We start from the raw sequence: 25,837 nt of genomic DNA, 5'->3' as shown, positions 1-25,837 counted from the left end.
CTCCTGGAGTTGGTTGCACTAATTTAGTGCAGTATAGCTTTTTCGTCGTAAAAAGCGCGTGAAATCAGTTTGTTGGTGGAGAAAAAAGCCCATCCGGAGATGGGCTGAAAGTTTCCACGGCAACAAATAAAAGCTTGTGAGATCGCGCGTAAAAGGGCGCGCGAAACTCATTGAAACTTAAACGCTGTAGTACAGTTCGAACTCAACCGGGTGTGGCGTCATACGCACACGGTCGTTCTCTTCAGTACGCAGGGCGATGTAAGCATCGATAGCGTCGTCAGTGAACACGCCACCCGCAGTCAGGAACTCGCGGTCTGCGTCCAGCGCCTGCAGGGCTTCTTCCAGAGAGCCTGCAACCTGTGGGATCTCTTTCGCTTCTTCTGGCGGCAGGTCGTACAGGTTTTTGTCCATGGCTTCGCCTGGGTGGATCTTGTTCTTGATACCGTCCAGACCCGCCATCAGCAGTGCTGCGAAGCACAGGTATGGGTTAGCAGCTGGATCCGGGAAGCGAACTTCGATACGACGCGCTTTAGGAGACGCTACCACAGGGATACGGATAGAAGCAGAACGGTTACGCGCAGAGTACGCCAGCATTACCGGTGCTTCGTAGCCTGGGACCAGACGCTTGTAGGAGTTAGTGGTTGGGTTCGCCAGGGCGTTGATCGCTTTAGCGTGTTTGATTACGCCGCCAATGTAATACAGAGCCTGCTCAGACAGACCGGCATATTTGTCGCCAGAGAACAGGTTGGTTCCGTTCTTGGACAGAGACATGTGGCAGTGCATACCGGAACCGTTATCGCCAAACATTGGTTTTGGCATGAAGGTCGCGGTTTTACCGAAACGGTGCGCAACGTTGTGCACAACGTATTTGTAGATCTGAATTTCGTCTGCTTTTTTGGTCATGGTGTTGAAGCGGGTTGCCACTTCGTTCTGACCCGCAGTCGCCACTTCGTGGTGGTGAGCTTCAACCACCAGGCCCATCTCTTCCATAACCAGACACATGGTGGAACGGATGTCCTGAGCGGAGTCGACCGGAGGAACCGGGAAGTAACCGCCTTTAACGCCAGGACGGTGACCTTTGTTACCACCTTCGTATTTGGTGGAGGAGTTCCATGCACCTTCGATATCGTCGATGGCAACGTGGGAGCCAGAAATAGAGGCACCGAAACGGATGTCATCAAACAGGAAGAATTCTGGCTCTGGCCCGAACAGTACGGTGTCTGCGATACCGGTTGAACGCAGGTACTCTTCAGCGCGTTTCGCGATGGAGCGTGGGTCGCGGTCGTAGCCCTGCAGTGTGCCTGGCTCGAGGATGTCGCAACGGATGATCAGGGTTGGTTCTTCGAAGAACGGATCAATGACCGCAGTGGAAGCGTCAGGCATCAGAACCATGTCAGATTCGTTGATACCTTTCCAGCCGCCAATGGAGGAGCCGTCAAACATTTTGCCTTCTTCAAAGAATTCGGCGTTTACCTGATGAGCAGGAATAGTGACGTGCTGTTCTTTACCTTTGGTATCGGTGAAGCGCAGATCAACAAACTTCACTTCATGTTCGTTCAGCATCGTCAAAACGTGTTCAGCGGACATACTTAACTCTCCAGATTGGTCATTGTCGTCGTGGTAACGAGGTCTTCAATTTCTGTCTTGGGCTGGCTGTGTGCCATTTTTTTGCCGTATTTTTATAAAGCGAAATCTGTGCCAACTTTTAAAACACCCCAAAAAGGCGTTATCATGCGCACCATAGTGCAAAAGTGCTGCACCACAATGGTTATGTTGCACCAGTATAGTGCTTCAGTGTGAACACTGAGCACCATATTGGTGCAATTTTCGTTAAAGTGCCCTTTTTACGCTCCGTGAAAGCGATCACAAAGCATCTCTGCAATACTTGTTTGCGGGGGATGTTTGTGATCCTGTTTTGTAGTGCGATTAATCCGTGTACAATAACGCGCTATTTCTAATGCCTGAGGCAAAGTTGTGATCGAAAATTTGCGTAACATCGCCATCATCGCGCACGTCGACCATGGTAAAACCACCCTGGTTGATAAGCTGCTGCAGCAGTCCGGTACGTTTGATGCTCGTGCCGAAACTCAAGAGCGTGTGATGGACTCCAACGATTTGGAGAAAGAGCGTGGGATTACTATCCTCGCGAAAAACACCGCTATCAAATGGAATGACTACCGTATCAACATCGTTGATACCCCAGGGCACGCCGACTTCGGTGGTGAAGTTGAGCGCGTGATGTCCATGGTGGATTCCGTGCTGCTGGTGGTTGACGCATTTGACGGCCCAATGCCGCAAACGCGCTTCGTGACCAAAAAAGCATTTGCCCATGGCCTGAAACCTATTGTTGTTATCAACAAGGTTGACCGTCCGGGCGCGCGTCCTGACTGGGTTGTTGATCAGGTGTTCGACCTGTTCGTTAACCTCGACGCGACCGACGAGCAGCTGGACTTCCCTATCATTTACGCTTCGGCGCTGAATGGTATCGCGGGTCTGGATCACGAAAATATGGCGGAAGACATGACTCCGCTGTATCAGGCGATTGTCGATCACGTACCGGCTCCGGATGTTGATCTTGATGGTCCGCTGCAGATGCAGATCTCCCAGCTGGACTACAACAACTACGTTGGCGTTATCGGTATCGGCCGCATCAAACGCGGTAAAGTGAAGCCGAACCAGCAGGTTACTATCATCGATAGCGAAGGCAAAACCCGTAACGGTAAAGTGGGCAAAGTGCTGACTCACCTGGGTCTGGAGCGTATCGACAGCGAACTGGCTGAAGCGGGCGACATCATCGCGATTACCGGTCTGGGCGAGCTGAACATCTCTGACACCATCTGCGACCCGCAGAATGTGGAAGCGCTGCCAGCCCTGTCCGTTGATGAACCAACGGTAACCATGTTCTTCAACGTCAACACCTCTCCGTTCTGTGGCAAAGAAGGTAAATTCGTTACCTCTCGTCAGATCCTTGACCGCCTGAACAAAGAGCTGGTGCACAACGTTGCGCTGCGCGTTGAAGAAACTCAGGATGCTGACGCATTCCGCGTTTCTGGTCGTGGTGAGCTGCACCTGTCTGTTCTGATCGAAAACATGCGTCGTGAAGGTTTCGAAATGGCGGTTTCCCGTCCGAAAGTTATCTTCCGCGAAATCGACGGCCGTAAACAAGAGCCGTTCGAGAACGTAACGCTGGACGTTGAAGAGCAGCATCAGGGTTCTGTTATGCAGGCTCTGGGTGAGCGTAAAGGCGACCTGAAAAACATGAATCCAGATGGCAAAGGCCGCGTACGTCTCGACTACGTGATCCCAAGCCGTGGTCTGATCGGTTTCCGTTCAGAGTTCATGACCATGACGTCCGGTACCGGTCTGCTGTACTCCACCTTCAGCCACTACGACGACGTGCGTCCGGGTGAAGTTGGTCAGCGTAACAACGGCGTTCTGATCTCCAACGGTCAGGGTAAAGCGGTTGCGTTTGCGCTGTTCGGTCTGCAGGATCGCGGTAAGCTGTTCCTGGGTCACGGTGCTGAAGTTTATGAAGGCCAGATCATCGGTATTCACAGTCGTTCTAACGACCTGACTGTAAACTGCCTGACCGGTAAGAAACTGACCAACATGCGTGCGTCCGGTACTGACGAAGCAACGGTTCTGGTTCCACCGATCAAGATGACCCTGGAGCAAGCTCTGGAGTTCATCGATGACGACGAACTGGTAGAAGTGACCCCACTGTCTATCCGTATCCGTAAACGTCACCTGACCGAGAACGATCGTAAACGTGCAATGCGCGGTGCGAAAGAAGAGTAATACGGTCAATCCGTAGGCCGGGTAAGCGCATGCGCCACCCGGCACGTAAAAAGCCGCTGAGCGATCAGCGGCTTTTTTTATTATCAGAACGAATACCTTAACCCCAGGCGGATACGGTACTGCTCGCGGTTGTAATCATTCCATCTGTCCAGCCACTGAAGCTCGAGATAGGGCAGCCAGTTTTTATCGATTTTATAGCTAAATTTGTGGGTGATTTCCCAGTGATGGTCTTTGCCATTTTTGCTGTGGTAATCGTTCACGCGCTGGAAAAAATGCGGTTCAAAGGTATAGAAAAACGCATCCGTGACCTTGAAATTCCAGTAGTTAGCGAATTCGTGGGTGTCGTTTTTATCCATCTGGCCATTGTAGTCCGGCGTATCGTAATTGTTGTGGTTATAGCGATAACGGAAGGTCAGGTTAAACCAGTCGAGAAATTTATAATTGGTATCCAGATAGATAGCGCCTCCGGACCCGGCGCTGCTGTCATTCAGTAAACCGCCAGGCTGAAAGGTGAGTTTATCGGTCGGTTTAAAAAGCGGATACCACCCTTCAATTTCGTTATAGCTGTGCTTAAGTTCGTCCCATTTGCCCACGTTATAGGCGTTAGTGAACATCAGCCCCGCGCCGTTATCGAAGTTATAGCCGGCACGCAGGATCACTTCGTGCAGTTCAGAGGCCGTATTATAGGCTTCGCGCGTTTCGACATAGGCGCTGGCAACTGCCGAGCAGGACACAGACGACACAACCAGTGCAGTAACGATTCTTTTCATAATCAGTCCATGTATGAGGTACAGAAAGGCCCCCCTCCTGTTACACAGGAAGGGAATCAGGGCCGGATTTATTGTTATAAAGTGACTGCTGACGCTTTATTGTTGGTGGTTAACTCAGGGGGTTTTGCGGGTTGTTTTTTCCGTTTTCCAATCTCCTCAATAATAAAGGCGAAGCGTGCTTCGTTGAGTTTATAAAAGAGTCCCATGGTTATCGCGGCAACGATCGCCAGGCCGCACGGCCAGAGAAAAATTAGCTGACGGAGCCCCAGTAGCGTGCCCGGACTCTGCACGGCATGTGGAATGTAGCCAATCTGCGTCAACATAATGCCCGGCAGGAAACCGGCGAGGGCGGCGGAGATTTTGCGCGAGAAGGTATAACCGGTATAAACCGACCCTTCGGCGCGAATGCCTGTTTTCCACTCGCCATAATCCACGGTATCGGGCACCAGCGCCCAGTTGAGGCTGTTTACGAATGCCGTACCGAAAAAGGCCATGCAGGAAAAGAGCACAAAGAGCAGGGAGCTGGTTCCCCAGAGGAAGTTCATCACGTCGCCCACGGCCCACAGCGTCAGCCCGCCAAGGTAGACCGGCTTCTTGCCGAAGCGCTTAACCGCGCCAGGCACCAGAAACACGCCAACCAGAATGCAGCCCATACTGAAAAAACCCATCCACGACAGCAGATGCAGATCGTTTAGCACGTACTGGGTGTAGTAGACCTGAATCGCCAGTTTGATATTAAACGCAGCGAGGGTGCAGAGGTTGGCGATACACAACACCAGCAACGGCGGGTTGCGGAAAATGGCACAGAAGGATTTCAGGATGCCGGGCTTATGATGATCGGGCGTAACCTCCACATAGCGCTCTTTCACACCGCTGTAGCACCACCACATGCAGAACAGACCGCCGGTGACGAACACCAGTGCGGCCACCAGATAGCCGAGAGAGGGCTGGCTGACAAACAGCGCCTGGATTGGCATAAACCCCACGGTACAGAGCAATAAACCAACCGTTGCGCCGCCCTGGCGCCAGGCCGCAAGCTGCGCCCGCTCGTTCGGATTTTTAGTGATGGCGGGAACCATCGCGCCGTAAGAGCAGTTCATCAGGCTATAACAGAGGCCAAACATCATGAAGAGCAGGGTGGCAATAGCGGTTTTCACCGTCAGGCTAAAATCGGTGGCCACAAACTGCGCCGTGGCCACCAGGGCAACCGGCACCGAGGCATAAAGAATAAACGGCCTGAATTTGCCTCTGGCACCGATGTTACGCCGCGAATCCAGCAACACCCCGGTCAGCATGTCGGTGAATGCGGTAAAGAACTTCGCCACCAGGAAAATAATGCCGCCATAAAAAGCGGGCATGCCCAGTTCATCAGTATAAAACTTCAGCAGATACAGCGTGCCAATACAGAGCATCAGGTTAGAGCCAAAATCGCCCATCCCGTAGGCGCACTTTTCGCGCAGGCTCAGCTTCAGGATTAACGGATCACTCTTGTGTGTCATGGTCGATCCTCACAGCGCCCCGCAGGGCGCTCTCTCAAGTCAGTTATGCTGTACGTTTGCGCAGTTCAATTTCTTCCACGATGCGCACATACATCTTCTCGTTGAGGTTGTAGAAACAGCCCATCGCCACGATGGTGATGACGGCCAGCAGACTGGGGTAGATAAATATCAGTTGCCGCAGCCCTTCAACCGTTCCGGCGGATTGCACCACGTTTGGCACATAGCCGATTTGCGTGAGCATGATGCCGGGGAAGAAGCCGGCCAGCGCCTGTGAGACCTTCCGGAAGAAGGTAAAGCCGGTATAGACCGTCCCTTCGGATCGCACGCCGGTACGCCACTCGCCGTACTCCACGGTATCGGACACCAGCGCCCAGTTGAGGCTGTTCACAAAGGCTGAGCCGAAGAAGGCCAGACAGGAGAACGCCACAAAGCTCACCGAACCACCGCCAAAGAAGTAGTTGAGCAGGTCGCCTGCCACCCAAATCAGCAGCCCGCTGATATAGACCTTTTTCTTGCCGAAGCGACGCACCGCGCCGGGCATCATAAAGACGCCGATAAAAATGCAGCCCATGCTGAAAAAGCCCATGTAGGACAACAGAATAGGGTCGTTCAGCACGTACTGCGTGTAGTAAACCTGAATGGCGAGCTTGACGTTAAAGGCCCCCAGCGTGCACAGATTGGCGATGCAGAGAATAAACAGCGGTCGGTTACCGGCGATGGCGCGAAACGACTGCAGCAGGCCGGGCTTCTGGGCTGGATTGGCGGGCTGCATCTCAACGTAACGCTCGGTCACGCCCTTATAGCACCACCACATAAAGAACAGCCCGAACAGAGAGAAGAGGGTCGCGGCAAAGATATACCCAAGCTGGTCATTGCCTTCAATCAGGTTCATTACCGGCACAAACCCGACGGTACAGAGCAGCAGGCCAAGCGTGGCGCCGCCCTGACGCCAGGCGGCCAGCGAAGCGCGCTCGTCCGGGTTTTTGGTAATGGCCGGCACCATCGCACCGTAGGAGCAGTTCATCATGCTGAAGAACAGGCCGTAAAGCATGAACAGCACGGTCGCCATCACCGTTTTGCCGGTGATTTCAAACGGCGTGCCGACAAAGTTTGCGATGGCCAGTAACGTCACCGGGAACGCCGCATACAGCACGAACGGGCGGAATTTGCCCTTAGGACCGATCTTGCGTCGGGAATCGAGTATGATACCCGTGCCCATATCGGTGAAGGCGGTGAAGAACTTGGCAATCAGGAAGATGATCCCGCCGTAGGTACCAGGCAGGCCAAGAACGTCGGTGTAGAACTTCAGCAGATACAACGTGCCGATATCCAGAAGGATGTTAGAGCCGAGATCGCCCATCCCGTAGGCGAGTTTCTCTTTAAACGGCAGGCGTAGCGTTGCCGGATCGGAAGCGTGTTGACGCATTATTGTTCTCCATCTGCCCGCAGGTTTCCCCGCGGGCGAGCCTTATCAGATATGACGTAAGGTGCTAAACAGGTCTGCCCATTCGCTTTGCTGGCGATAAAACACCGGCGGTTTGCCGAGCGGAGCGTCAACGGTGATGTCACCGCCCTCATGCGTTTCACCCGTCCAGGCATTCACCCAGGTGTCCTCAGGCAAATAGAGCGTCCAGTCACGACGGCCTTCTTCATGGACCGGTGCCACCAGCAGATCGCGGCCAAACAGATACTGGTATTTCAGCGTGTAGCTGCGCGCATCGTTTTCGTAATGCAGGAACAGCGGACGCATCACCGGCAGGCCGCTTTTCGCGTTCTGCGCAACGGCGGCTTTGATGTAGGGCTTCAGGGTAGTGAAGACGGTCGTCATACGCGCAAAGTGGGCGATGGTTTCGCCGTCGCCATCAAACTGCCAGTTATCGCCAGGGCGGTTGCCCTCGTGGGTACGCATCATCGGTGTGAAGGCGCTGAAGTCGCACCAGCGCAGCAGCAGCTCTTTGCTGCGTTTCATCTCAAACAGCGTGGTATAACCGCCGATGTCGCTGTGATGCAGCCCGTGCCCGGTCATTGCCAGTGAGAGTGCCGCAGGAACCACTGACGCCAGACCGTCGTCCAGGCTCCAGTCGACGTTCTGATCGCCGGCCCACATCATCACCGAGTGTTTCTGGCTGCCGGTATAACCCGCGCGCATAAAGAACAGGATCTCGCCGAGCTTGCCGGTCTCTTCCAGCGCCTCGTAGTTACATTTCGCCCATAGCGCAGGCCAGGCGTTGTGCATGATTTCCGCGCTCACGCCGTTGTGCAGGAAGGTATCAGTCGGCAAATATTCACCAAAATCAGCCATCCAGCCGCCACAGCCCAGCGCTATCAGGTTCTTTTTGATGACCTCTTTGTACCAGTCGTAGGCTTCCGGATTCGTCAGGTCGATAACGCCCGCGTAGAACTCGCCGAACTCGACGTGATAGTCCTGCCCGTCGGCGTTTTTGGTCAGATAGCCGCGTTTCGCCGCCTCTTCACAGAGGTCTCTGTCGCTGGCCACGTAAGGGTTGATATAGGAGAGGAACTGCACGCCTTCCTGCTTCCACTGCGGGATACGTGTATCCAGCTGCGGATACAGATCGCTGTTCCACTTCCAGTTCCACATCACGCGTTTGCCAAAGGAGGTCATCCGGATGCCGGACCAGTCCTGCGCCCAGATACCGTTCACCTTCACTCCGCCGTTGCGCATGGTGTCGAGCTTTTGCTGGCACACGTCGGTGCCGCCCTGAACGCCCAGCGTTACCCCGTCGTAAACCCAGTCCGGCAGTTCGGGCTGACGACCCAGTAACCCGGTCAGTTTTTCCAGCAGATCGACATACGATTGCGCGCATTCGAAGCGCAGCGTGGCGTTATCCTCCCAGAAGGCCAGCTCGTGGAACCCCGGCGCGCTGAAGTCGAAATTCATATAACAGCTGTTATCCACGTGGCAGTAGTACTTCTGGGTACTCACAAAGGTGGGTTGCGGGAAGAAGGTCCAGTAGTAATCGCCGCCCGCGTTCTCTTTGCAGTCTGCCTGCCAGGTGACGTAGGTCTGCTTATTACGGCCCACGCCCTGCTCGCTGGTCCACAACGGGAACGGCTTGCCGCGCAGGTCGAAGTAGGAGAACTGCTCTCCGCAACCATAGATATGATCCTCGGGCTGGGCCGCCAGCCGCAGCCAGATGCGGTTATGGCAGGTGGCATCATTTTTGAGTTTCAGCTCCAGGCGTCCTTCGGCATCCACACCCACCAGTAGCGTGGCGCTGACGGCGTCACCCCGGGTAAAGCGAATCGCCCAGCCCGCATTTTGCGGCGCGACGGTGGCCTCGGTCAGGGCAATTTTTTCATTAAGTTTGTCTTTGATGCTGAAGTTGCCGCGAAACATCTCGATATCGGCTTCACCTGCGCCGATCCACAGGCACGGGGTGTCGGCGGTGTGGGACAGAATCAGACGATCCTGCCAGCTCAGGGTGAAACCATGTTCACTGCTTTTAAGAATAATATTGTGTAGGGTACGCATAAGATCTCCGTTTTTATTATTTGGCCTGGCTATCCAGTAATCCGGCGGCAACGGCCGGGGCTAACCCTGGCGCCAGCGGTAAGCGAGGGATCACCAGGCAATGCAGCAGATGATAAATATCCTGCTTGCCGTCCCAGACTTTGGTGGTCACTTCGTTATGGATATCCAGCTCCTGCCACCATGAACCGTTCTCGTAGTCGATCAGGTATTTGATGCAGTAATCCCACCATTTCTGATACCAGGCTTCGTACTGCGCCTCGCCGGTGACGGTATAGAGCGCATAGGCCGTTCCCATCGCTTCGACAATCGGCCAGCGCACGCGCTCGCGAACGATGGGTTTACCGTCCCAGCCAACGGAATAGACAAAACCGTCGGCACCATCGGGTGCCCAGGCGTCGCGGATTGTGGCGTGGAACAACCCTTTTGCATCTTCCAGCAGCCATGCGGGTGGTGTTTCAAAACGCGCTTCCAGCGCAGCGCGCAGGTGCAGCATCAGGCGGCCCCACTCGATCCAGTGGCCTGGCGTACCGCCGTAGGCGCGAAAACGGTGAGCGGGGTTATCAATGTTGTAATCGCGGATGGGGTTCCACTGTGTATCGAAATGCTCATTAACCCGGTACTCGCCCTTGCGTGCCACGTCGTGAATGATCACCGAGGCAATGCGCAGGGCGCGGTCGAGCCATTTACGGTCATGCGTCACGTCATACACAATCAGGAAGGCTTCGACAGCGTGCATATTGGCGTTGCCGCCACGGTACTCTTCGGTTTTGCTGAAGGCCTCATCCCAGGATTCCAGGCACATCTGTTCCTGTTCGCTCCAGAAATAACGCTCAATCACCTCAATGGCATCGTCTAGTAACTTGCGAGCCTGTGGATGGCCGGTGGTGACGGCGCTGGCTGCGCCCAGCAAAACAAAGAAGTGCTGATAGCCCTGCTTGGAGGCATCCATAACGCCTCCATCGTTAATACAGGCGTACCAGCCGCCATATTGCGGGTCACGCAGCGGACCATTCAGGGCGTTGATGCCATGCTCCACCAGGGCATATGCGCCGGGACGCCCCATGTTTGCCGCCACGGCATAAACGTGCAGCATACGGGCGGTGATCCACAGATGCGTGCCCATATCGCTGCGCACCTGACCGTTATTGCCCAGCCAGCCAAAGCCGGTCGGCACGGCGGCGTTTTTACCGAAATCGAGAATGCGGTCAGTCTCTTGTTCAAGCCAGCGGTTATGGCTCAGGGTGTTAAACCATTTCATGTTCGGGTCCTTTCTTAACGGCGAGCCATCATTTCGTCGACGATCTCACCCAAACGCTGCAGTTTCGGCACAGAAATATCACGGAGCATCAGTTCCGTGTCCGGCAGGCCAATCACTGATGACCAGACGGCGCGGCCGGCTAAAAAGCCGGATGCACCCGCCTGCATCGCAACACTCACCGCCCTTGGGAACAACTTATCGTCCACGCCGGATGAGAGGATCACCCACGGCATGGCGATGTTCTCGTTCAGTTTTTGCGAGGCAGTCAGCAATTCCTGCTGAGAGCCTTTGCCGAACAGAGGCATCTCCACTTTGTAGAGATCAGCTCCGCTGTCTCCCAGCTCTTTTGCCGCGTCGATAATGGCCTGTTCACGATTAAACGTCGCGCCGCGACGCGGCGGGCGGACTACCGGCTCAATAATGCTGAGCAGTCCATTGTTATGGCACAGCTGATTGAACGCCTTCACCATCTCCAGACGCTGCTGCGGATCTTCGTCGCTACGCCACAGCACCAATAGCTTCAGCGCTTTACCGCCATCGCGCCTGACCGCCTGAGCATCAACGTTTTTATCGATGACGACGCTGTCAACGGGGATCCCGTTTCCCGGAATAAATTCGTCTGCTGCCACAATCATCGCGCAGCTTTTGGCAACGGCCTTTTGCTCAACGATCTGCTGGTAGCAAAACTGCTGATCGACAAGAATGGCGGAGGCATACGGCGACAGAATTTTGGCCGCGTTGACCTTAAAGTCGGTGAGATGCCGATCGGTGACCGGCACCGGTGCGCCCGCCGCAGCAAACATCAGGCGCATCGCTTCGCGCTGGTCAACGGCCAGCATCGCAAAACCGCCGGAAGGTCGGGTGATATCTTTCAGGGTGTACATCGTCATTCCTCAGTCCTTTCGTATCAGTGTGTTTTTTTCAGCCCGGCGGATGCGCGAACCTGTTCAAGAATGGCTGTCCAGTCTTCGCGCCCGCGTCCGGCGGCTCGCGCCTGGTTGTAGACTTCACGGGAGGCTGCGCCCAGCGGCATCGGGACGTGGAGCTGGTTTGCCACGTCCAGCGCGATCCCCAGATCTTTATGCGCGAGGTCGATCATAAAGGCCGGTGTAAGATCGCCTTTGAGCACCTTGTTAGGCCATGAGGTGGTGAAGTGGCCTTTGCCTGCTGGCGTACCGCTCATAACGCTGAGCGCCACATCGAAAGAGAGGCCGAGGGCTTCACACAGCACGGCGGCTTCAGCGGACAGCGCGTTCAGGGCAATGCTCATGTAGTTGTTAATAAGCTTCACGCGGATGCCCATGCCTGGCCCACCTGCGTTTATCAGTTCATTGCCCATCGCTATCAACACCGGCGTGGCTCGTTCAACCTGCTGCGCGCTGCCGCCAGCCAGAAGGAGTAATGTTCCGGCGACGGCATGGTCCGATGTGCGTCCGACAGGCACATCCATCATGCTGAAACCACGTTCAGCCATGTCGCGGATCAGGGCATCGGTCTGTAGCGGGTGAATGGTGGACATATCAATGACCAGCGCTTCGCGGGATAACCCTTCGCAGACGCCCTGCTCACCAAACAAGACTGTGCGAACCAGGTCTCCGTTTGGCAGCATGGTGATGACAAATTCGGCCTCCTTTACTGCCTGTGCAGGCGTGGCTGCAGCCCGGGCTCCACGCGCCACCAGAGCCTGTATCGCCTGCGGGTTTACATCAAAAACGTGAAGCTGGTGGCCCTGTTTAAGCAGATTCGTTGCCATGGGCGCACCCATCTGTCCTAACCCGATAAAGGCAATTGCTGACATGCTTCTCTCCTGTCACATCGTGTCAATTATTGAGCGTTTGTGTTGTCTGTTTTTGATCGTATTTGTAATTTATAGTCAAAAAATTGACAGGGGTCACTTTTTAAACATTTCGTGAAATTAAAATGAGAGCATCAGAAAACGCAGAAGGAATCACCATGACTCGCATCGTTTGTGTCGGCATTACCGTGCTGGATCGCATCTGGTATCTCGATGATTTACCGAAAGAAGGTGGCAAATATGTCGCAAAAGACTATACGGAGGTGGGCGGCGGTCCTGCGGCGACTGCGGCGGTGGCGGCAGCGAAACTGGGGGCTGAGGTGGACTTTATTGGCCGGGTGGGTGATGACGATACCGGCAGAAGACTGCTCGCGGAACTGGAGTCCCTGGGGGTAAACACGCGCTATACGCGGATGGTGAAAGGAGCCCGTTCATCGCAATCGGCCGTGCTGGTGGATGGCCACGGGGAGCGTGTCATTGCTAACTACCCCAGCCCCGATCTCCCGACTACAGCGGCATGGTTGCAGGATATCGATTTTTCGCAATGGGATATCGTATTAGCCGACGTGCGCTGGCACGAAGGGACTAAACAGGCGTTCACCCTTGCCCGCCAGCAGGGTGTCAGCACGCTGCTTGATGCCGATGTCACCCCGCAGGATATTGCTGAGCTGGTTGCCTTAAGCGATCACGCGGCCTTCTCCGCGCCGGGTTTGCGGCGTTTAAGCCAGCTGGACGACACGGAAAGCGCGCTGAGAAAAGCACAAACGCTCACAAATGGACATGTCTACGTCACGCAAGGGCGTGAAGGGTGTTACTGGCTGGAGCAGGGCGCGCTTCGTCATCAGCCGGGATTTGCGGTCGACGTGGTGGATACCACAGGTGCAGGGGACGTCTTTCACGGCGCGCTGGCGGTGAGTCTGGCGCAGCAGGGGGCGTCACCAGACGCGGTACGTTTCGCGAGTGCGGTTGCGGCACTGAAATGTACCCGGCCCGGAGGACGGGCGGGTATACCTGACTGTGATCAAACCCGCTCTTTTTTGTCACTTTTTGTATAAAATGCGGGGCGTGATGGTTTTCAGAGGACAGCCCATGAGCCTTACCGAACTGACCGGCAACCCGCGGCACGATCAACTGCTTACGTTGATTGCTGACCGCGGCTATATGAACATTGATGAACTGGCGCAACTGCTGGACGTCTCAACGCAAACCGTGCGCCGGGATATCCGCAAGCTGAGTGAGCAGGGGCTGATCACGCGTCATCATGGCGGCGCGGGCAGGGCATCCAGCGTGGTGAACACCGCGTTTGAGCAACGTGAAGTCTCCTTGACCGAAGAGAAGCGGGCCATTGCCGAAGCGATTGCCGACTACATTCCCGATGGTTCAACCATCTTCATTACTATCGGGACGACGGTGGAGCACGTTGCCCGGGCGCTGCTCAACCATCATCATCTGCGCATCATCACCAACAGCCTGCGGGTGGCGCATATTCTGTATAAGAACCCGCGCTTTGAAGTGATGGTGCCTGGCGGTACGCTGCGTCCGCATAACGGAGGCATTATCGGGCCTGCAGCGACGGCGTTCGTGTCAGGCTTCCGTGCCGATTACCTGGTGACCAGCGTCGGAGCAATTGAACACGACGGCGCGATGATGGAGTTTGACGTTAATGAAGCCAGCGTGGTGAAAACCATGATGGCCCACGCGCGACATATTTTACTGGCGGCCGATCATACGAAATACCACGCCTCTGCTGCCGTTGAAATTGGTAACGTGTCGCAGGCAACCGCGCTCTTCACCGATGAGCTACCGGGATCTGCGCTGCACAATCATCTCAAATCCAGCAAGGTTGAAGTCGTTGAGGTGAATTCAGGCGACGAACAGCAGGCAGGCTAACCCTTCTTAATGGCCCGATATTCAGGCTCGGGCCTTTCCTTTCTGTAAGCTGAATCTGGCGCATAGCCAAACCTTATCTTTCCCGCTACAGTTACTTTTCCACGGCGAGCAGGAGATAAAAAATGCTTTATATCTTTGACTTAGGAAATGTAATCGTCGATATCGATTTTAATCGGGTGCTGGGCGCATGGAGCGACTTTAGCCGTGTCCCGCTGGCGACGTTAAAGCAGAGTTTCGCCATGGGCGAGACCTTCCATCAGCACGAGCGCGGCGAAATTAGCGATGAAGAATTTGCTGAACGTCTGTGTCATGAAATGGATGTGCCGTTAAGTTACGAGCAGTTTTCCCATGGCTGGCAGGCAGTATTCGTCGCGATCCGCCCGGACGTGATCGCCATTATGCATAAACTCCGCGAGCAGGGGCATCGGGTTGTGGTGCTGTCGAATACTAACCGTCTGCATACCACGTTCTGGCCTGACGAGTATCCTGAGGTGCAGGCGGCGGCCGATAAAATCTACCTCTCCCAGGAGATGGGGATGCGTAAACCCGAAGCGCGTATCTATCAGGCGGTTCTGCAGGCGGAAGGATTCACCGCGGCCGATGCGGTCTTTTTCGACGACAATGCCGATAATATAGAGGGAGCTAACCAGTTGGGTATCACGTCAATTCTGGTGACCGGAAAGGAGACGATACCAAACTATTTTGCGAAGCAGTTATGCTAAAAACCGTTCATCAAAAAGCCACGCATCATACTCGTCCGCTCAGGGCGTGGCTGAAACTGCTCTGGCATCGCATTGATGAGGACAACATGACCACGCTGGCGGGTAACCTCGCCTACGTGTCATTGCTCTCGCTTGTGCCGCTGGTGGCCGTCATTTTTGCGCTATTTTCCGCTTTTCCAATGTTTGCAGATGTCAGCCTGCAGCTTCGCCACTTTGTCTTTGCGAATTTTATTCCCGCCACCGGGGATGTCATACAGAACTACATTGAACAGTTTGTCGCTAACTCAAGCAAAATGACGGCGGTCGGGGCGTGTGGCCTGATCGTCACGGCGCTGTTATTGATGTACGCCATAGATAACGCGCTGAATGCCATCTGGCGGAGTAAAAAGGCGCGGCCCAAGGTTTATTCCTTTGCGGTGTACTGGATGATCTTAACGCTGGGACCCTTGCTGGCCGGTGCGAGTCTGGCTATCAGTTCGTATCTGCTTTCGCTGCGCTGGGCCAGCGATCTCAACGGCGTTATCGATAACCTGTTGCGTATCTTCCCGCTGATTTTATCGTGGCTCTCTTTCTGGCTGCTGTACAGCGTGGTACCGACCACGCGCGTGCCTAACCGCGATGCGGTCGTGGGCGCGCTGGTCGCGGCATTGCTCTTTGAACTGGGCAAAAAAGGTTTTGCCCTTTACATCACCATGTTCCCGTCTTATCAGCTGATTTATGGCGTGCTGGCGGTGATCCCCATTTTATTTGTCTGGGTCTACTGGACCTGGTGTATCGTCTTGCTTGGTGCCGAAATAACTGTCACTCTCGGCGTATACCGCGAACTTAAAAAAGCAGCAGAAGCTGAAAAACAACAAGAAGCAGACCAACCATGATTGCATTGATACAGCGCGTAACCCGTGCCAGCGTCACCGTGGAGGGAGAGGTGACGGGTGAAATTGGCCCAGGACTTTTAGTGTTGTTAGGTGTCGAAAAGGATGATGACGAACTGAAAGCCAACCGCTTGTGCGAGCGCGTGCTGGGCTACCGCATTTTCAGCGATGCGGAAGGTAAGATGAACCTGAACGTTCAGCAGGCGGGTGGCAGCGTGCTGGTGGTCTCCCAGTTTACGCTGGCGGCCGATACCGAGCGCGGCATGCGCCCGGGTTTCTCTAAAGGTGCCGCACCGGATCGTGCAGAAGCCCTTTACGAGTACTTTGTGGCGCGTTGTCGTCAACAGGACATGAATACGCAAACCGGACGATTCGCTGCAGATATGCAGGTATCGCTGGTGAACGATGGCCCCGTCACATTCTGGCTCCAGGTATGAGCCAACTGGCGGCGTGGCCGCGGGTAACAAGAGAGAGTACAGCTATGTATCACCTTCGAGTACCGCAAACGGAAGAAGAGTTAGAAGCCTATTACCAGTTCCGCTGGGAAATGTTACGCAAGCCATTACATCAGCCAAAAGGGTCTGAGCGCGACGCCTGGGATGCGATGGCTCATCACCAGATGGTGATGGACGAAGAGGGTAACCTCGTCGCCGTCGGGCGTTTGTACATCAATGCCGATAACGAAGCTTCAATCCGCTTTATGGCGGTTCATCCTTCCGTGCAGGATAAAGGCCTCGGCACCTTGATGGCGATGACCCTTGAGTCCGTCGCCCGTCAGGAAGGGGTTAAACGCGTCACCTGTAGCGCCCGCGAAGACGCCGTCGAATTCTTCGCCAAACTCGGTTTTGTTAACCAGGGTGAAATCACCGCCCCGCAAACCACGCCGATTCGTCACTTTTTGATGATCAAACCCATCGCTACGCTGGATGATATTCTCCATCGCGCCGACTGGTGTGGGCAGCTCCAGCAGGCCTGGTATCAGCACATCCCCCTGAGTGAAAAAATGGGCGTGCGTATTCAGCAGTACACCGGGCAAAAATTCATTACCACCATGCCGGAAATCGGCAATCAGAACCCCCATCACACCCTGTTTGCCGGCAGCCTGTTTTCACTCGCCACGCTGACCGGCTGGGGGCTAATCTGGCTGATGCTCCGCGAACGCCATCTTGGCGGCACCATTATTCTGGCCGATGCCCATATTCGTTACAGCGCGCCGATCAGTGGTAAGCCGAGCGCCGTTGCCGATCTTGGCGCACTTGGGGGCGATCTCGACCGCCTGGCGCGCGGGCGTAAAGCGCGCGTACAGATGCGCGTTGAGCTGTTCGGCGATGAAACGCCGGGTGCCGTCTTTGAAGGTACCTACATCGTTCTTCCTGCGAAGCCGTTTGGCGCGTTTGAAGAGGGTGGAAACGAAGAAGAGTAGGCTCCGTCGTCCCGGCATGATTGCCGGGCTAATTCCCCGCGCCGATCCGTCTGGCAATATCCCTCAGAAGATCGCGCGCAGACGGGCTGACCCCGCCAAGCTGGAAAAATCCATGGATAACCCCCAGCCACCGCTGAGCCGTACACGTGACGCCTTGCTCAGTCAGGCGCTGATATAGCGCCTCACCTTCGTCGCAAAGCGGATCAAACTCGGCAGTAATGATGTGCACGGGAGGCAGGCCGCTAAAATCCTTTCGCCAGAGCGGGCTCGCTTCAGGATGCTGGCGTTCCGTGTTGGCCAGATAGAGCTCATATCCGCTCAGCAGCGTATCGCGGGTAATGACGTAATCCGCGCCGTTACGGGTATAGCTTTCAAAAGAGGCCGTGGCATCCAGCATCGGGTAGATAAGAATGAGCTGCGCCGGCTGCCAGAGTCCGGAAGACGTGAGCCGCAGGGCCGTCACCAGTGCCAGATGGCCTCCCGCGCTGTCCCCGCACAGGGTGATACGGTTTTTATCCACGCCAAACATATCCGCGTATTGCCAGACCAGATGTGCGCCTCTTTCTGCATCATCATGGGCGGCAGGGTAGGTATGTTCAGGAGCAAGTCTGTACTGGATCGCAATGACGCGGCAGTTGCCATAAAACGCTAACTGGCGCAGTTGATTATCGTGAGTATCGAAGCCGCCGCTGATAAAGCATCCCCCGTGGTAGTAGATAACGGTCGGCAGCTTTTCAGCAGCATCTGGCGGAGAGAAGACGCGATATGTGATGCCTTCGAGGTTCAGCGTTTCTACGTCAACGCGCGTTTCTGTCTCACCGGCAAGCGCCGTGCTGGCAATATAGCCTGCTCTCCGGTCATCAATACTTTGGCTACGCGCAGAAGGACGTCCTGCTGCGATGAACGCCTGAACCAGCGTATCAATCCCTTTTTCGAGTGCCATGTGGGTCCCTTTAATCTGTATAAATATACAGTGTTATAACTCAGTTTGTTGTCGAGTGAAACAGGGAAAACGAGGCTGAAAACGATTCTGGAAAGCGGCTCGCAAAAGTAAACATGGATATTAAATTTGGCTTTAGTCCTGAATAACGCACGTGTAGTTTGCCTGCACAGTGATGCTGGAAGATATGCGAGAGGAAGGCGAGGATGTTTCAGTCAACCAGATACAGGCCGGGCAAACCAACGTTGCCCGGCACTGTGAGTGGGGATTACTCCCCTTCACCCGGGAACAGGAACGGGTTAATAGAGCTGCGGGCAAAGCCCTCTTGCTCCATTTTGGCGTCCAGAATCAGCGAGGCGAGATCGTCGGCGACGGCTTCGACTTTCGGGTCTTTTTCCTGATAAAGGATCTTCAGGTAGGTACCGCAGTCGCCGCAGCTTTCAGCTTTGACCGCCGCGTCTTCATTTTCCAGCGACCAGTAGTTGAGATCGCGCGTCTGCTCGCAGTTGCTGCATTTAATGCGCACCACGTGCCACTCGGTTTCACACAGGTTGCAGTGCAGATAACGCAGCCCCTGAGTGGTACCGATCTGCACCATGCTGGACACCGGCATTGAGCCGCATACCGGGCAGAATTGACGCGCTTCACCGTATTCGGCACGGGCTTTACCCGGGATCAGGCTGGCCATTTGCGCCCAGTAAAGCGACAACGCTGCCCAGATGAACGGCGCTTTGTCGCTGCTGACCAGGGAGAAATCGGACGCAAACAGCGCGCTCGCCATCTCTTCCAGCTCCTGATCGGAGGCTTTTTCCAGATTCTCAATGACCGCCAGCGCGGTACCGCTCATCTCGGGTTTCAGCTCGGCAATCAGGGAGTGCAGCAGCGTATGCCAGTGCTTATCGCGCGGCAGAACGTGGATATCCAGCGGAGGCTTACCCTGCTCGCTGGCCTCTTTGATGCGCGCGGTCAGGTCAATTTGCAGCGGGTGGTCGTACAGCACCACTTCCTGCGCATGGGCAACCAGCGCGGCAAAACGCAGAAAATCGCCCAGTGGGTTGTTCTCTGCCAGCTCGCGCAGACGCTCTGCGCGGCGGTTATAGAGGTTCTTGAGTCTGGGGAATAACAACGGCGGAATATAATCCGCCGTGCGTTTCTCGCTCGAACCCAGCTCATCTTGCGGGATTATGCGAATACTCATTCAGATGACTTTTCCTGTTTCTGGCGGACCTCTCGGTACCAGTGCGGGTGATGTTTCTTCGCCCACGTACTGGTTACCCAGCCTTCCACCATCGCGGTAATGGTGCCTTTCACCCAAAGGGCGGCGTAAATATGCACCATGATAACCACAATTAACGCCACTGCGGCAAATGAATGCAGCATCAGCGCGAATCGGATCACCGGGATTGAGAAAGCAGGCGCAAAATACGGACGCCAGATGATCACGCCGCTCACCAGCAACAGGACCAGGAAGATAATCGCCGCCCAGAATACGCACTTCTGGCCGAAGTTATAACGCCCGGTATCACCCACTTCCTCGTTGACGACGATCTTACGAATATTCTTCGCCCAAAAGATATCATCCCGATTGATTAGGTTATGGTGCCAGTATCGGAAAAACATGATGATGAACGACGCGAACATGATGACGCCAACAAACGGGTGCAGTATACGCGCCAGCTGTGGTGTCCCCATGATCTGCATCAGCCAGTTGAAGGAGGGGAAGAAGAACCCCAGCCCGCTTATTGCCGCCAGCATGAAGCAGAAGGCGGTGACCCAGTGGTTGATGCGTTCCGGCGCGGTATAGCGCACGATGGTGTCACGTTTTTTCATTTGCGCACCTCGTCTTTCTCTTCATGCAGGTTGTCGTCTTCCTCTTCCGCGCGGTTCGGACCAACACCGACATAGTGGAAGATGCTCGCTGCGAAGGTGGCAGCAAAACCCACCGCTGCCAGCGGTTTCCAGATGCCTTTCCAGAACTTCACGGTCGCGCTGATTTCCGGGTTCTCCGGCAGGCCGTGATACAGATTCGGCTTGTCTGCGTGGTGCAGCACATACATCACGTGCGTGCCGCCCACGCCGGCCGGATCGTACAGGCCTGCGTTGTCGTAGCCACGGGTTTTTAGTTCGCCCACGCGTTCAGCCGCCAGCGTTTTCATATCCTCTTTGGAACCAAAGTGGATAGCGCCCGTCGGACAGGTTTTCACGCACGCAGGCTCCTGGCCGACGTTTACGCGGTCTACGCACAGCGTGCATTTGTAGACGCGGTTGTCTTCCGGGTTCATGCGAGGGACATCGAATGGGCAGCCCGCTATGCAGTAGCCGCAGCCAATGCACTGCTCGGACTGGAAGTCGACGATACCGTTAGCATACTGAATGATAGCCCCTTCTGACGGACATGCCTTCAGGCAGCCCGGATCCGCACAGTGCATACAGCCGTCTTTGCGGATAAGCCATTCCAGTTTGTCGTTCTGTTCCACTTCCGAGAAACGCATCACCGTCCAGGACTTGGCGGTCAGGTCAGCCGGGTTGTCGTACACCCCGACGTTGTGACCCACTTCATCACGGAGGTCGTTCCACTCAGAACAGGCCACCTGGCAGGCTTTACAGCCGATACAGGTGGTCACGTCGATAAGCTTCGCCACTTCCTGCTGGTGGTCCCGCGCCTGAGGCGCGGGCGTGAAACCGTTAGTCGCGGAACGACGGATAATGTCTTGAGATTGATAAGCCATAAGTCGTCTCCGTTACACCTTTTCCACGTTCACGAGGAAGGCCTTAAACTCCGGCGTCTGCGTGTTCGCATCACCGACGAACGGCGTCAGGGTGTTCGCAATGAACCCTTTCTTCGCCACGCCCTCATAACCCCAGTGAATCGGAATACCGATGGTATCCACCTGCTGACCGTGAACGTTCAGCGTGCGAATACGCTTGGTCACCACCGCCTTGGCCTTGATGTAGCCACGGTTAGAAGAGACCTTCACGGTATCGCCATGGGCAATGCCGAGCTTGTTCGCCAGCTTCTCGCCGATCTCCACAAACTGTTCCGGCTGCGCGATAGCGTTAAGCAGCGCGTGCTTGGTCCAGTAGTGGAAGTGTTCGGTCAGACGGTAAGTGGTGCCCACATACGGGAACTTGTCTTTTTTACCCAGCGCGTCGAAATCGCCCTTAAAGATGCGGGCTGCCGGGTTAGAGACCACGTTCGGGTGCAGCGGGTTGGTGCCCAGCGGCGTCTCAAACGGCTCGTAGTGTTCCGGGAATGGCCCTTCCGCCATCTTATCGATAGCAAACAGGCGTCCCATCCCTTCAGGCTGCATGATAAACGGCCCGACATCGCTGCCTGGAGGGGCAGTACTGTAGTCCGGAATATCCACACCGCCCCATTTCGCGCCGTCCCATTTCAGCAACTGACGCTTCGGATCCCACGGATTACCCTGCGGGTCAGCGGAAGCACGGTTGTAGAGAATGCGGCGGTTCAGCGGCCATGCCCAGGCCCAGCCCAGCGTATTGCCGAGGCCTGACGGGTCAGCATTATCGCGGTTGGCCATCTGGTTACCTTTCGGCGTCCAGCTACCGGCAAAGATCCAGCAGCCACTGGCGGTCGTGCCGTCATCACGCAGGTGCGCGAAGGTACTGAGCTGATCGCCTTTCTTTGCCAGCACCGTCCCGGTAGCCGGGTCGATAACATCTGCCAGCGCTTTACCGTTGCTCTCCATCGCCACTTCTTCCGGCGCTGGGTTTTCCGGCGTCGAGTAGTTCCAGGTCATGTTCAGCACCGGTTCCGGGTTCGCACCGCCTTCTGCCGCATACATCTTACGCAGGCGTAAGAAGATACCGGCCAGGATCTCGCCGTCGTTCATGGCGATGCCCGGGGCGTCCGCACCTTTCCAGTGCCACTGCAGCCAGCGGCCGGAGTTCACGATGGAACCGTTCTCTTCCGCGAAGCAGGTAGAAGGCAGACGGAACACTTCAGTCTGAATCTTCGATGGGTCAACGTCATTCGACTCACCGTGGTTCTGCCAGAAGGTCGACGTCTCGGTGTTGAGTGGGTCAATCGTCACCAGGAACTTCAGTTTCGACAGCGATTCAACCACCTTGTTCTTGTTCGGGAATGAGGCGACCGGGTTAAAGCCCTGGCACAGATAGCCATTCACCTTGCCCTGATGCATCATCTCGAAGTACTGCAGAACGTCGTAACCTTTGTCCCACTTCGGCAGCCAGTCAAAGCCCCAGCTGTTTTCCGCTGTCGCTTTGTCACCGAAGAAGGCTTTCATCATCGAGACGAAGAACTTCGGATAGTTGCCCCAGTAGTTCACCTGACCTTCGAGCAGCGGTTTAGGCGTACTGGCTGTGAGGTAGGTTTGCAGGTCGGTCTGTTTTTCGCTTGGCAGGTTCATGTAACCTGGCAGGCTTTGAGACAGCAGACCAAGGTCGGTCAGACCCTGAATGTTGGAGTGACCACGCAGGGCGTTCACGCCGCCGCCTGCCATCCCCATGTTGCCGAGCAGCAGCTGAACCATCGCCATGGTACGGATGTTCTGCGCGCCGACAGAGTGTTGGGTCCAGCCGAGTGCGTAGAGGAACGACGCCGTTTTGTCTTTCGCGCTGGTTTCGGCGATAAGCTCGCACACCTTCAGGAAGTCTTCCTTCGGCGTACCACAGATGTTTTCGACAACGTCCGGCGTGTAGCGGGAAACGTGCTCTTTCAGCAGGTTCCACACGCAGCGCGGATGCTGCAGCGTCGTATCACGCTTCGCAAAGCCTTTCTCGTCCAGCTCATAGTTCCAGCTGGTCTTGTCGTATTTGCGTTTTTCGGCGTCATAACCGCTGAACAGTCCATCTTCGAAGTGGTAATCCTCACGCACGATCAGGCTGGCGTTGGTATAGGCTTCGGTGTATTCGCGGTTATATTTTTCGTTGGTCATCAGGTACAGCAATACGCCTGACAGGAAAGTGATGTCAGTACCTGAACGAATAGGGGTGTAGAAATCCGCCACTGACGCAGTACGCGTAAAGCGGGGATCGATCACAATCAGTTTCGCACCGTTGTGGATTTTGGCTTCCATCGCCCAGCGGAACCCGACAGGGTGCGCTTCAGCGGCGTTACCGCCCATCACCACAATAAGGTTGGCGTTCTTGATGTCGACCCAGTGGTTGGTCATCGCACCGCGACCAAATGTTGGAGCAAGACTTGCTACCGTTGGTCCGTGTCAGACACGCGCCTGGTTGTCGACCGCGAGCATACCGAGTGCACGCGTAAATTTCTGGGTTAAATAGCCGGTTTCGTTACTGGAAGCAGACGCACACAGCATCCCGGTGGAGAGCCAGCGGTTGACGGTGACGCCTTCAGCGTTCTTCGCAATAAAGTTGGCATCGCGGTCTTCTTTAATCAGTTTAGCGATGCGGTCAAATGCGTCTTCCCAGCTGATTTGCTGCCATTTATCGGAACCTGGCGCACGATATTCAGGGAATTTCAGGCGGCTTTCGGAGTGGATAAAGTCAACCAGGCCGGCACCTTTCGGGCACAGCGCGCCGCGGTTGACCGGATGGTCCGGGTCACCTTCGATATGGAAGATAGACGCTTTGGCGTTTTTAGCACCGTCGCCGAGGCTATACATCAACAGCCCGCAACCGACAGAGCAGTACGTACAGGTATTACGGGTTTCACGGGTGCGCAGCAGTTTATATTGCCGCGTCTCCGCCAGCGCTACACCGGGTGCAAAACCCAGTGCCGCCGCCGTGGTGCCTGCCATACCGCCAGCGCAGATCTTAAAGAACTGCCTTCTGCTGACCTGCATGGGTCACTCCTTGTTTCGACATTGCTTACATATGTAGTTTTGACTTCGCGGTTGAACAGTGACCGCAAAGGAGAAAAATTTGCGTTAATCCCTCAGTTCTACGAGGGATATCATCAGAATACCACAATGTCGGTACGCCTGTTCCAATGGCGTTAATACAAAGTGAACGTATTATCACTGTGTTGATTATAAAGTGTGACACGAGTCACATTATTGCCCCGGCATGTTAAAGGGCTGTATCACCGCCTCGGTTGCGCCTCTCCCAAATGAGTAGGTAAACTTGATGAGGATGGGTGCTGAAAAGTTGATCCATACTATGCGTATGGCCTGCGGTTTGTGATGCAATAGCAGGCTCACCTCCGTGGTTGTTCAGGAATACCGCTGTGTCTAAACAAAACCGTGTTACCCACTCGTCGCCACTGCCTGCCGGTATCGTGGAACTGTCGGTACACAGACCGCCCCACATTACCCACACCACGCCTGATTTTCTGGCGGAGGAAGTGCCCGTTGCTCTGGTTTACAACGGTATTTCCCATGTGGTGATGATGGCCTCGCCCAAAGATCTGGAGCTGTTTGCGATTGGTTTTTCCCTCTCGGAAGGCATCATTGAGCACCCGCAAGAAATTTACGGCATGGATGTGGTGAAGGCCTGCAACGGCCTTGAAGTGCAAATCGAACTCTCAAGCCGCCGCTTTATGGGGCTCAAAGAGCGGCGACGCGCGCTGGCCGGGCGTACCGGATGTGGGGTTTGCGGGGTAGAGCAGCTCAATGATATCGGTAAGCCTGTCGCACCTCTGCCGTTTACCCAGACTTTCAATCTGGCCCATCTCGACCATGCCCTTGAACATCTGAATGACGTGCAACCTGTCGGCCAGCTGAGCGGATGCACGCATGCGGCGGCATGGGTTCTGCCATCGGGCGATATTGCCGGGGGGCATGAGGATGTCGGCCGCCATGTGGCGCTGGATAAACTGATGGGCCGCCGGGCGCGCGAAAGCGACCTCTGGCAGCAGGGGGCGGCACTGGTCTCCAGCCGCGCCAGCTACGAGATGGTGCAAAAGTCGGCGATGTGCGGCGTTGAAATCCTTTTTGCCGTATCGGCCGCGACCACGCTGGCGGTGGAAGTGGCGGAGCGCTGTAATCTGACGCTGGTGGGGTTCTGTAAGCCGGGAAGGGCGACGATTTATACCCATCCGCAGCGTTTAATAGTTAATCAGTAAATTTGAAAAAGAATAGCAAATCCTTCCGCTTTCAGTTGTTCATGATGAGGTCTACTATTTATCTCATCAAGGCACGGTGCCTTAAACAAACAACTAATTGAAAGGGTTTATATCATGAAAAGCATCAAAACTTTTGTCGCAGTAATCGCTCTGGCTACGTCTTTCGGTTCTTTCGCTGCACAGACTGTGACCGCAACCGCCTCTACCATTGATGGCGCAGAAGCGAAAATTGCTGCACAGGCTCAGGAAGCGGGCGCGTCATCTTACAAAATTACGCAGGCGTTTACGGGTAACCGCGTACACATGACCGCTGAACTGAACAAATAAGCTGCCACACCGTCGAAAGAGCGCCCCAGGGGCGC

General features: G+C 55.2%; 22 protein-coding genes. 9 read left to right on the top strand and 13 right to left on the bottom strand.

Annotated elements, in window-relative coordinates; genetic code table 11:
* Positions 1 to 177: 177 nt before the first annotated feature.
* Positions 178 to 1,587 carry a glutamate--ammonia ligase gene (glnA, locus tag HV242_RS23340; protein ID WP_014172249.1) on the bottom strand — a complete coding sequence of 470 codons (1,410 nt, stop codon included), beginning with the start codon at positions 1,585 to 1,587 and terminating at the stop codon, positions 178 to 180.
* A gap of 387 nt (positions 1,588 to 1,974) precedes the next feature.
* On the opposite strand from glnA, the gene typA reads away from it, so the two are divergent.
* Positions 1,975 to 3,798 (top strand): ribosome-dependent GTPase TypA, encoded by a 1,824-nt coding sequence (gene typA / locus HV242_RS23335; RefSeq protein ID WP_014172248.1) that lies wholly within the window; start codon positions 1,975 to 1,977, stop codon positions 3,796 to 3,798.
* A gap of 83 nt (positions 3,799 to 3,881) precedes the next feature.
* Here typA and ompL read toward each other — a convergent pair whose 3' ends face one another.
* From ompL to yihU, 7 genes are all read right to left on the bottom strand, one after another.
* Positions 3,882 to 4,568 carry a porin OmpL gene (ompL, locus tag HV242_RS23330; protein ID WP_032680058.1) on the bottom strand — a complete coding sequence of 229 codons (687 nt, stop codon included), beginning with the start codon at positions 4,566 to 4,568 and terminating at the stop codon, positions 3,882 to 3,884.
* A 74-nt stretch (positions 4,569 to 4,642) separates the two neighbouring features.
* On the bottom strand, positions 4,643 to 6,067 hold the full coding sequence (locus HV242_RS23325) for an MFS transporter (RefSeq protein ID WP_050737756.1): 1,425 nt from the start codon (positions 6,065 to 6,067) through the stop codon (positions 4,643 to 4,645).
* A 43-nt stretch (positions 6,068 to 6,110) separates the two neighbouring features.
* Positions 6,111 to 7,493 carry an MFS transporter gene (locus tag HV242_RS23320; protein ID WP_050737755.1) on the bottom strand — a complete coding sequence of 461 codons (1,383 nt, stop codon included), beginning with the start codon at positions 7,491 to 7,493 and terminating at the stop codon, positions 6,111 to 6,113.
* A gap of 45 nt (positions 7,494 to 7,538) precedes the next feature.
* On the bottom strand, positions 7,539 to 9,563 hold the full coding sequence (locus HV242_RS23315; RefSeq protein WP_050737754.1) for an alpha-glucosidase: 2,025 nt from the start codon (positions 9,561 to 9,563) through the stop codon (positions 7,539 to 7,541).
* A gap of 16 nt (positions 9,564 to 9,579) precedes the next feature.
* Entirely contained in the window at positions 9,580 to 10,821 is a 1,242-nt protein-coding gene (gene yihS / locus HV242_RS23310) for a sulfoquinovose isomerase (protein ID WP_032680059.1), read from the bottom strand.
* A 14-nt stretch (positions 10,822 to 10,835) separates the two neighbouring features.
* A complete protein-coding gene (gene yihT, locus HV242_RS23305; RefSeq protein ID WP_050737753.1) occupies positions 10,836 to 11,711 on the bottom strand; it encodes a sulfofructosephosphate aldolase in 876 nt (291 codons plus the stop codon).
* 17 nt (positions 11,712 to 11,728) lie between these two features.
* On the bottom strand, positions 11,729 to 12,619 hold the full coding sequence (gene yihU, locus HV242_RS23300) for a sulfolactaldehyde 3-reductase (protein ID WP_050737752.1): 891 nt from the start codon (positions 12,617 to 12,619) through the stop codon (positions 11,729 to 11,731).
* A gap of 155 nt (positions 12,620 to 12,774) precedes the next feature.
* On the opposite strand from yihU, the gene HV242_RS23295 reads away from it, so the two are divergent.
* From HV242_RS23295 to fabY, 6 genes are all read left to right on the top strand, one after another.
* The gene (locus HV242_RS23295; protein ID WP_050737751.1) at positions 12,775 to 13,671 is read left to right on the top strand and encodes a sugar kinase; all 897 of its coding nucleotides are present in this window, start codon (positions 12,775 to 12,777) and stop codon (positions 13,669 to 13,671) included.
* Between the two features lie 34 nt (positions 13,672 to 13,705).
* A complete protein-coding gene (locus HV242_RS23290) occupies positions 13,706 to 14,506 on the top strand; it encodes a DeoR/GlpR family DNA-binding transcription regulator (protein ID WP_050737750.1) in 801 nt (266 codons plus the stop codon).
* Between the two features lie 122 nt (positions 14,507 to 14,628).
* A complete protein-coding gene (gene yihX / locus HV242_RS23285) occupies positions 14,629 to 15,228 on the top strand; it encodes a glucose-1-phosphatase (protein WP_014172238.1) in 600 nt (199 codons plus the stop codon).
* Entirely contained in the window at positions 15,222 to 16,103 is an 882-nt protein-coding gene (locus HV242_RS23280; RefSeq protein WP_014172237.1) for a virulence factor BrkB family protein, read from the top strand. The genes yihX and HV242_RS23280 overlap by 7 nt, the downstream gene beginning before the upstream one ends.
* Positions 16,100 to 16,537 carry a D-aminoacyl-tRNA deacylase gene (gene dtd, locus HV242_RS23275; RefSeq protein ID WP_050737749.1) on the top strand — a complete coding sequence of 146 codons (438 nt, stop codon included), beginning with the start codon at positions 16,100 to 16,102 and terminating at the stop codon, positions 16,535 to 16,537. The genes HV242_RS23280 and dtd overlap by 4 nt, the downstream gene beginning before the upstream one ends.
* A 44-nt stretch (positions 16,538 to 16,581) precedes the next feature.
* Entirely contained in the window at positions 16,582 to 17,523 is a 942-nt protein-coding gene (gene fabY, locus HV242_RS23270; RefSeq protein ID WP_020883976.1) for a fatty acid biosynthesis protein FabY, read from the top strand.
* Between the two features lie 28 nt (positions 17,524 to 17,551).
* Here fabY and HV242_RS23265 read toward each other — a convergent pair whose 3' ends face one another.
* The 5 genes from HV242_RS23265 to fdnG form a co-directional block, all read right to left on the bottom strand.
* Positions 17,552 to 18,466, bottom strand: a complete 915-nt coding sequence (locus tag HV242_RS23265) for an alpha/beta hydrolase (RefSeq protein ID WP_050737748.1) — start codon at positions 18,464 to 18,466, stop codon at positions 17,552 to 17,554.
* Between the two features lie 265 nt (positions 18,467 to 18,731).
* Complete coding sequence (gene fdhE / locus HV242_RS23260) at positions 18,732 to 19,661, bottom strand: formate dehydrogenase accessory protein FdhE (protein ID WP_014172233.1); 930 nt, start codon at positions 19,659 to 19,661, stop codon at positions 18,732 to 18,734.
* Entirely contained in the window at positions 19,658 to 20,293 is a 636-nt protein-coding gene (gene fdoI / locus HV242_RS23255) for a formate dehydrogenase cytochrome b556 subunit (RefSeq protein ID WP_044867284.1), read from the bottom strand. The genes fdhE and fdoI overlap by 4 nt, the downstream gene beginning before the upstream one ends.
* Positions 20,290 to 21,192, bottom strand: a complete 903-nt coding sequence (gene fdxH, locus HV242_RS23250; RefSeq protein ID WP_014172231.1) for a formate dehydrogenase subunit beta — start codon at positions 21,190 to 21,192, stop codon at positions 20,290 to 20,292. Before fdxH ends, fdoI begins: the two co-directional genes overlap by 4 nt.
* 12 nt (positions 21,193 to 21,204) lie before the next feature.
* Positions 21,205 to 24,255, bottom strand: a complete 3,051-nt coding sequence (gene fdnG / locus HV242_RS23245; protein WP_088202997.1) for a formate dehydrogenase-N subunit alpha — start codon at positions 24,253 to 24,255, stop codon at positions 21,205 to 21,207.
* 383 nt (positions 24,256 to 24,638) lie between these two features.
* Between fdnG and fdhD the strand changes: the two genes are divergently transcribed.
* The gene (fdhD, locus tag HV242_RS23240; protein WP_020883973.1) at positions 24,639 to 25,475 is read left to right on the top strand and encodes a formate dehydrogenase accessory sulfurtransferase FdhD; all 837 of its coding nucleotides are present in this window, start codon (positions 24,639 to 24,641) and stop codon (positions 25,473 to 25,475) included.
* A 114-nt stretch (positions 25,476 to 25,589) separates the two neighbouring features.
* Complete coding sequence (locus HV242_RS23235) at positions 25,590 to 25,802, top strand: YdgH/BhsA/McbA family protein (RefSeq protein ID WP_008501827.1); 213 nt, start codon at positions 25,590 to 25,592, stop codon at positions 25,800 to 25,802.
* Positions 25,803 to 25,837 lie beyond the last annotated feature (35 nt).

The organism is Enterobacter sp. RHBSTW-00593 (assembly GCF_013784105.1).
GTDB lineage: Bacteria > Pseudomonadota > Gammaproteobacteria > Enterobacterales > Enterobacteriaceae > Enterobacter > Enterobacter ludwigii.
The sequence above is the reverse complement of the archived record's forward strand: the minus strand, read 5'-3'. Positions and strand labels throughout refer to the sequence as shown.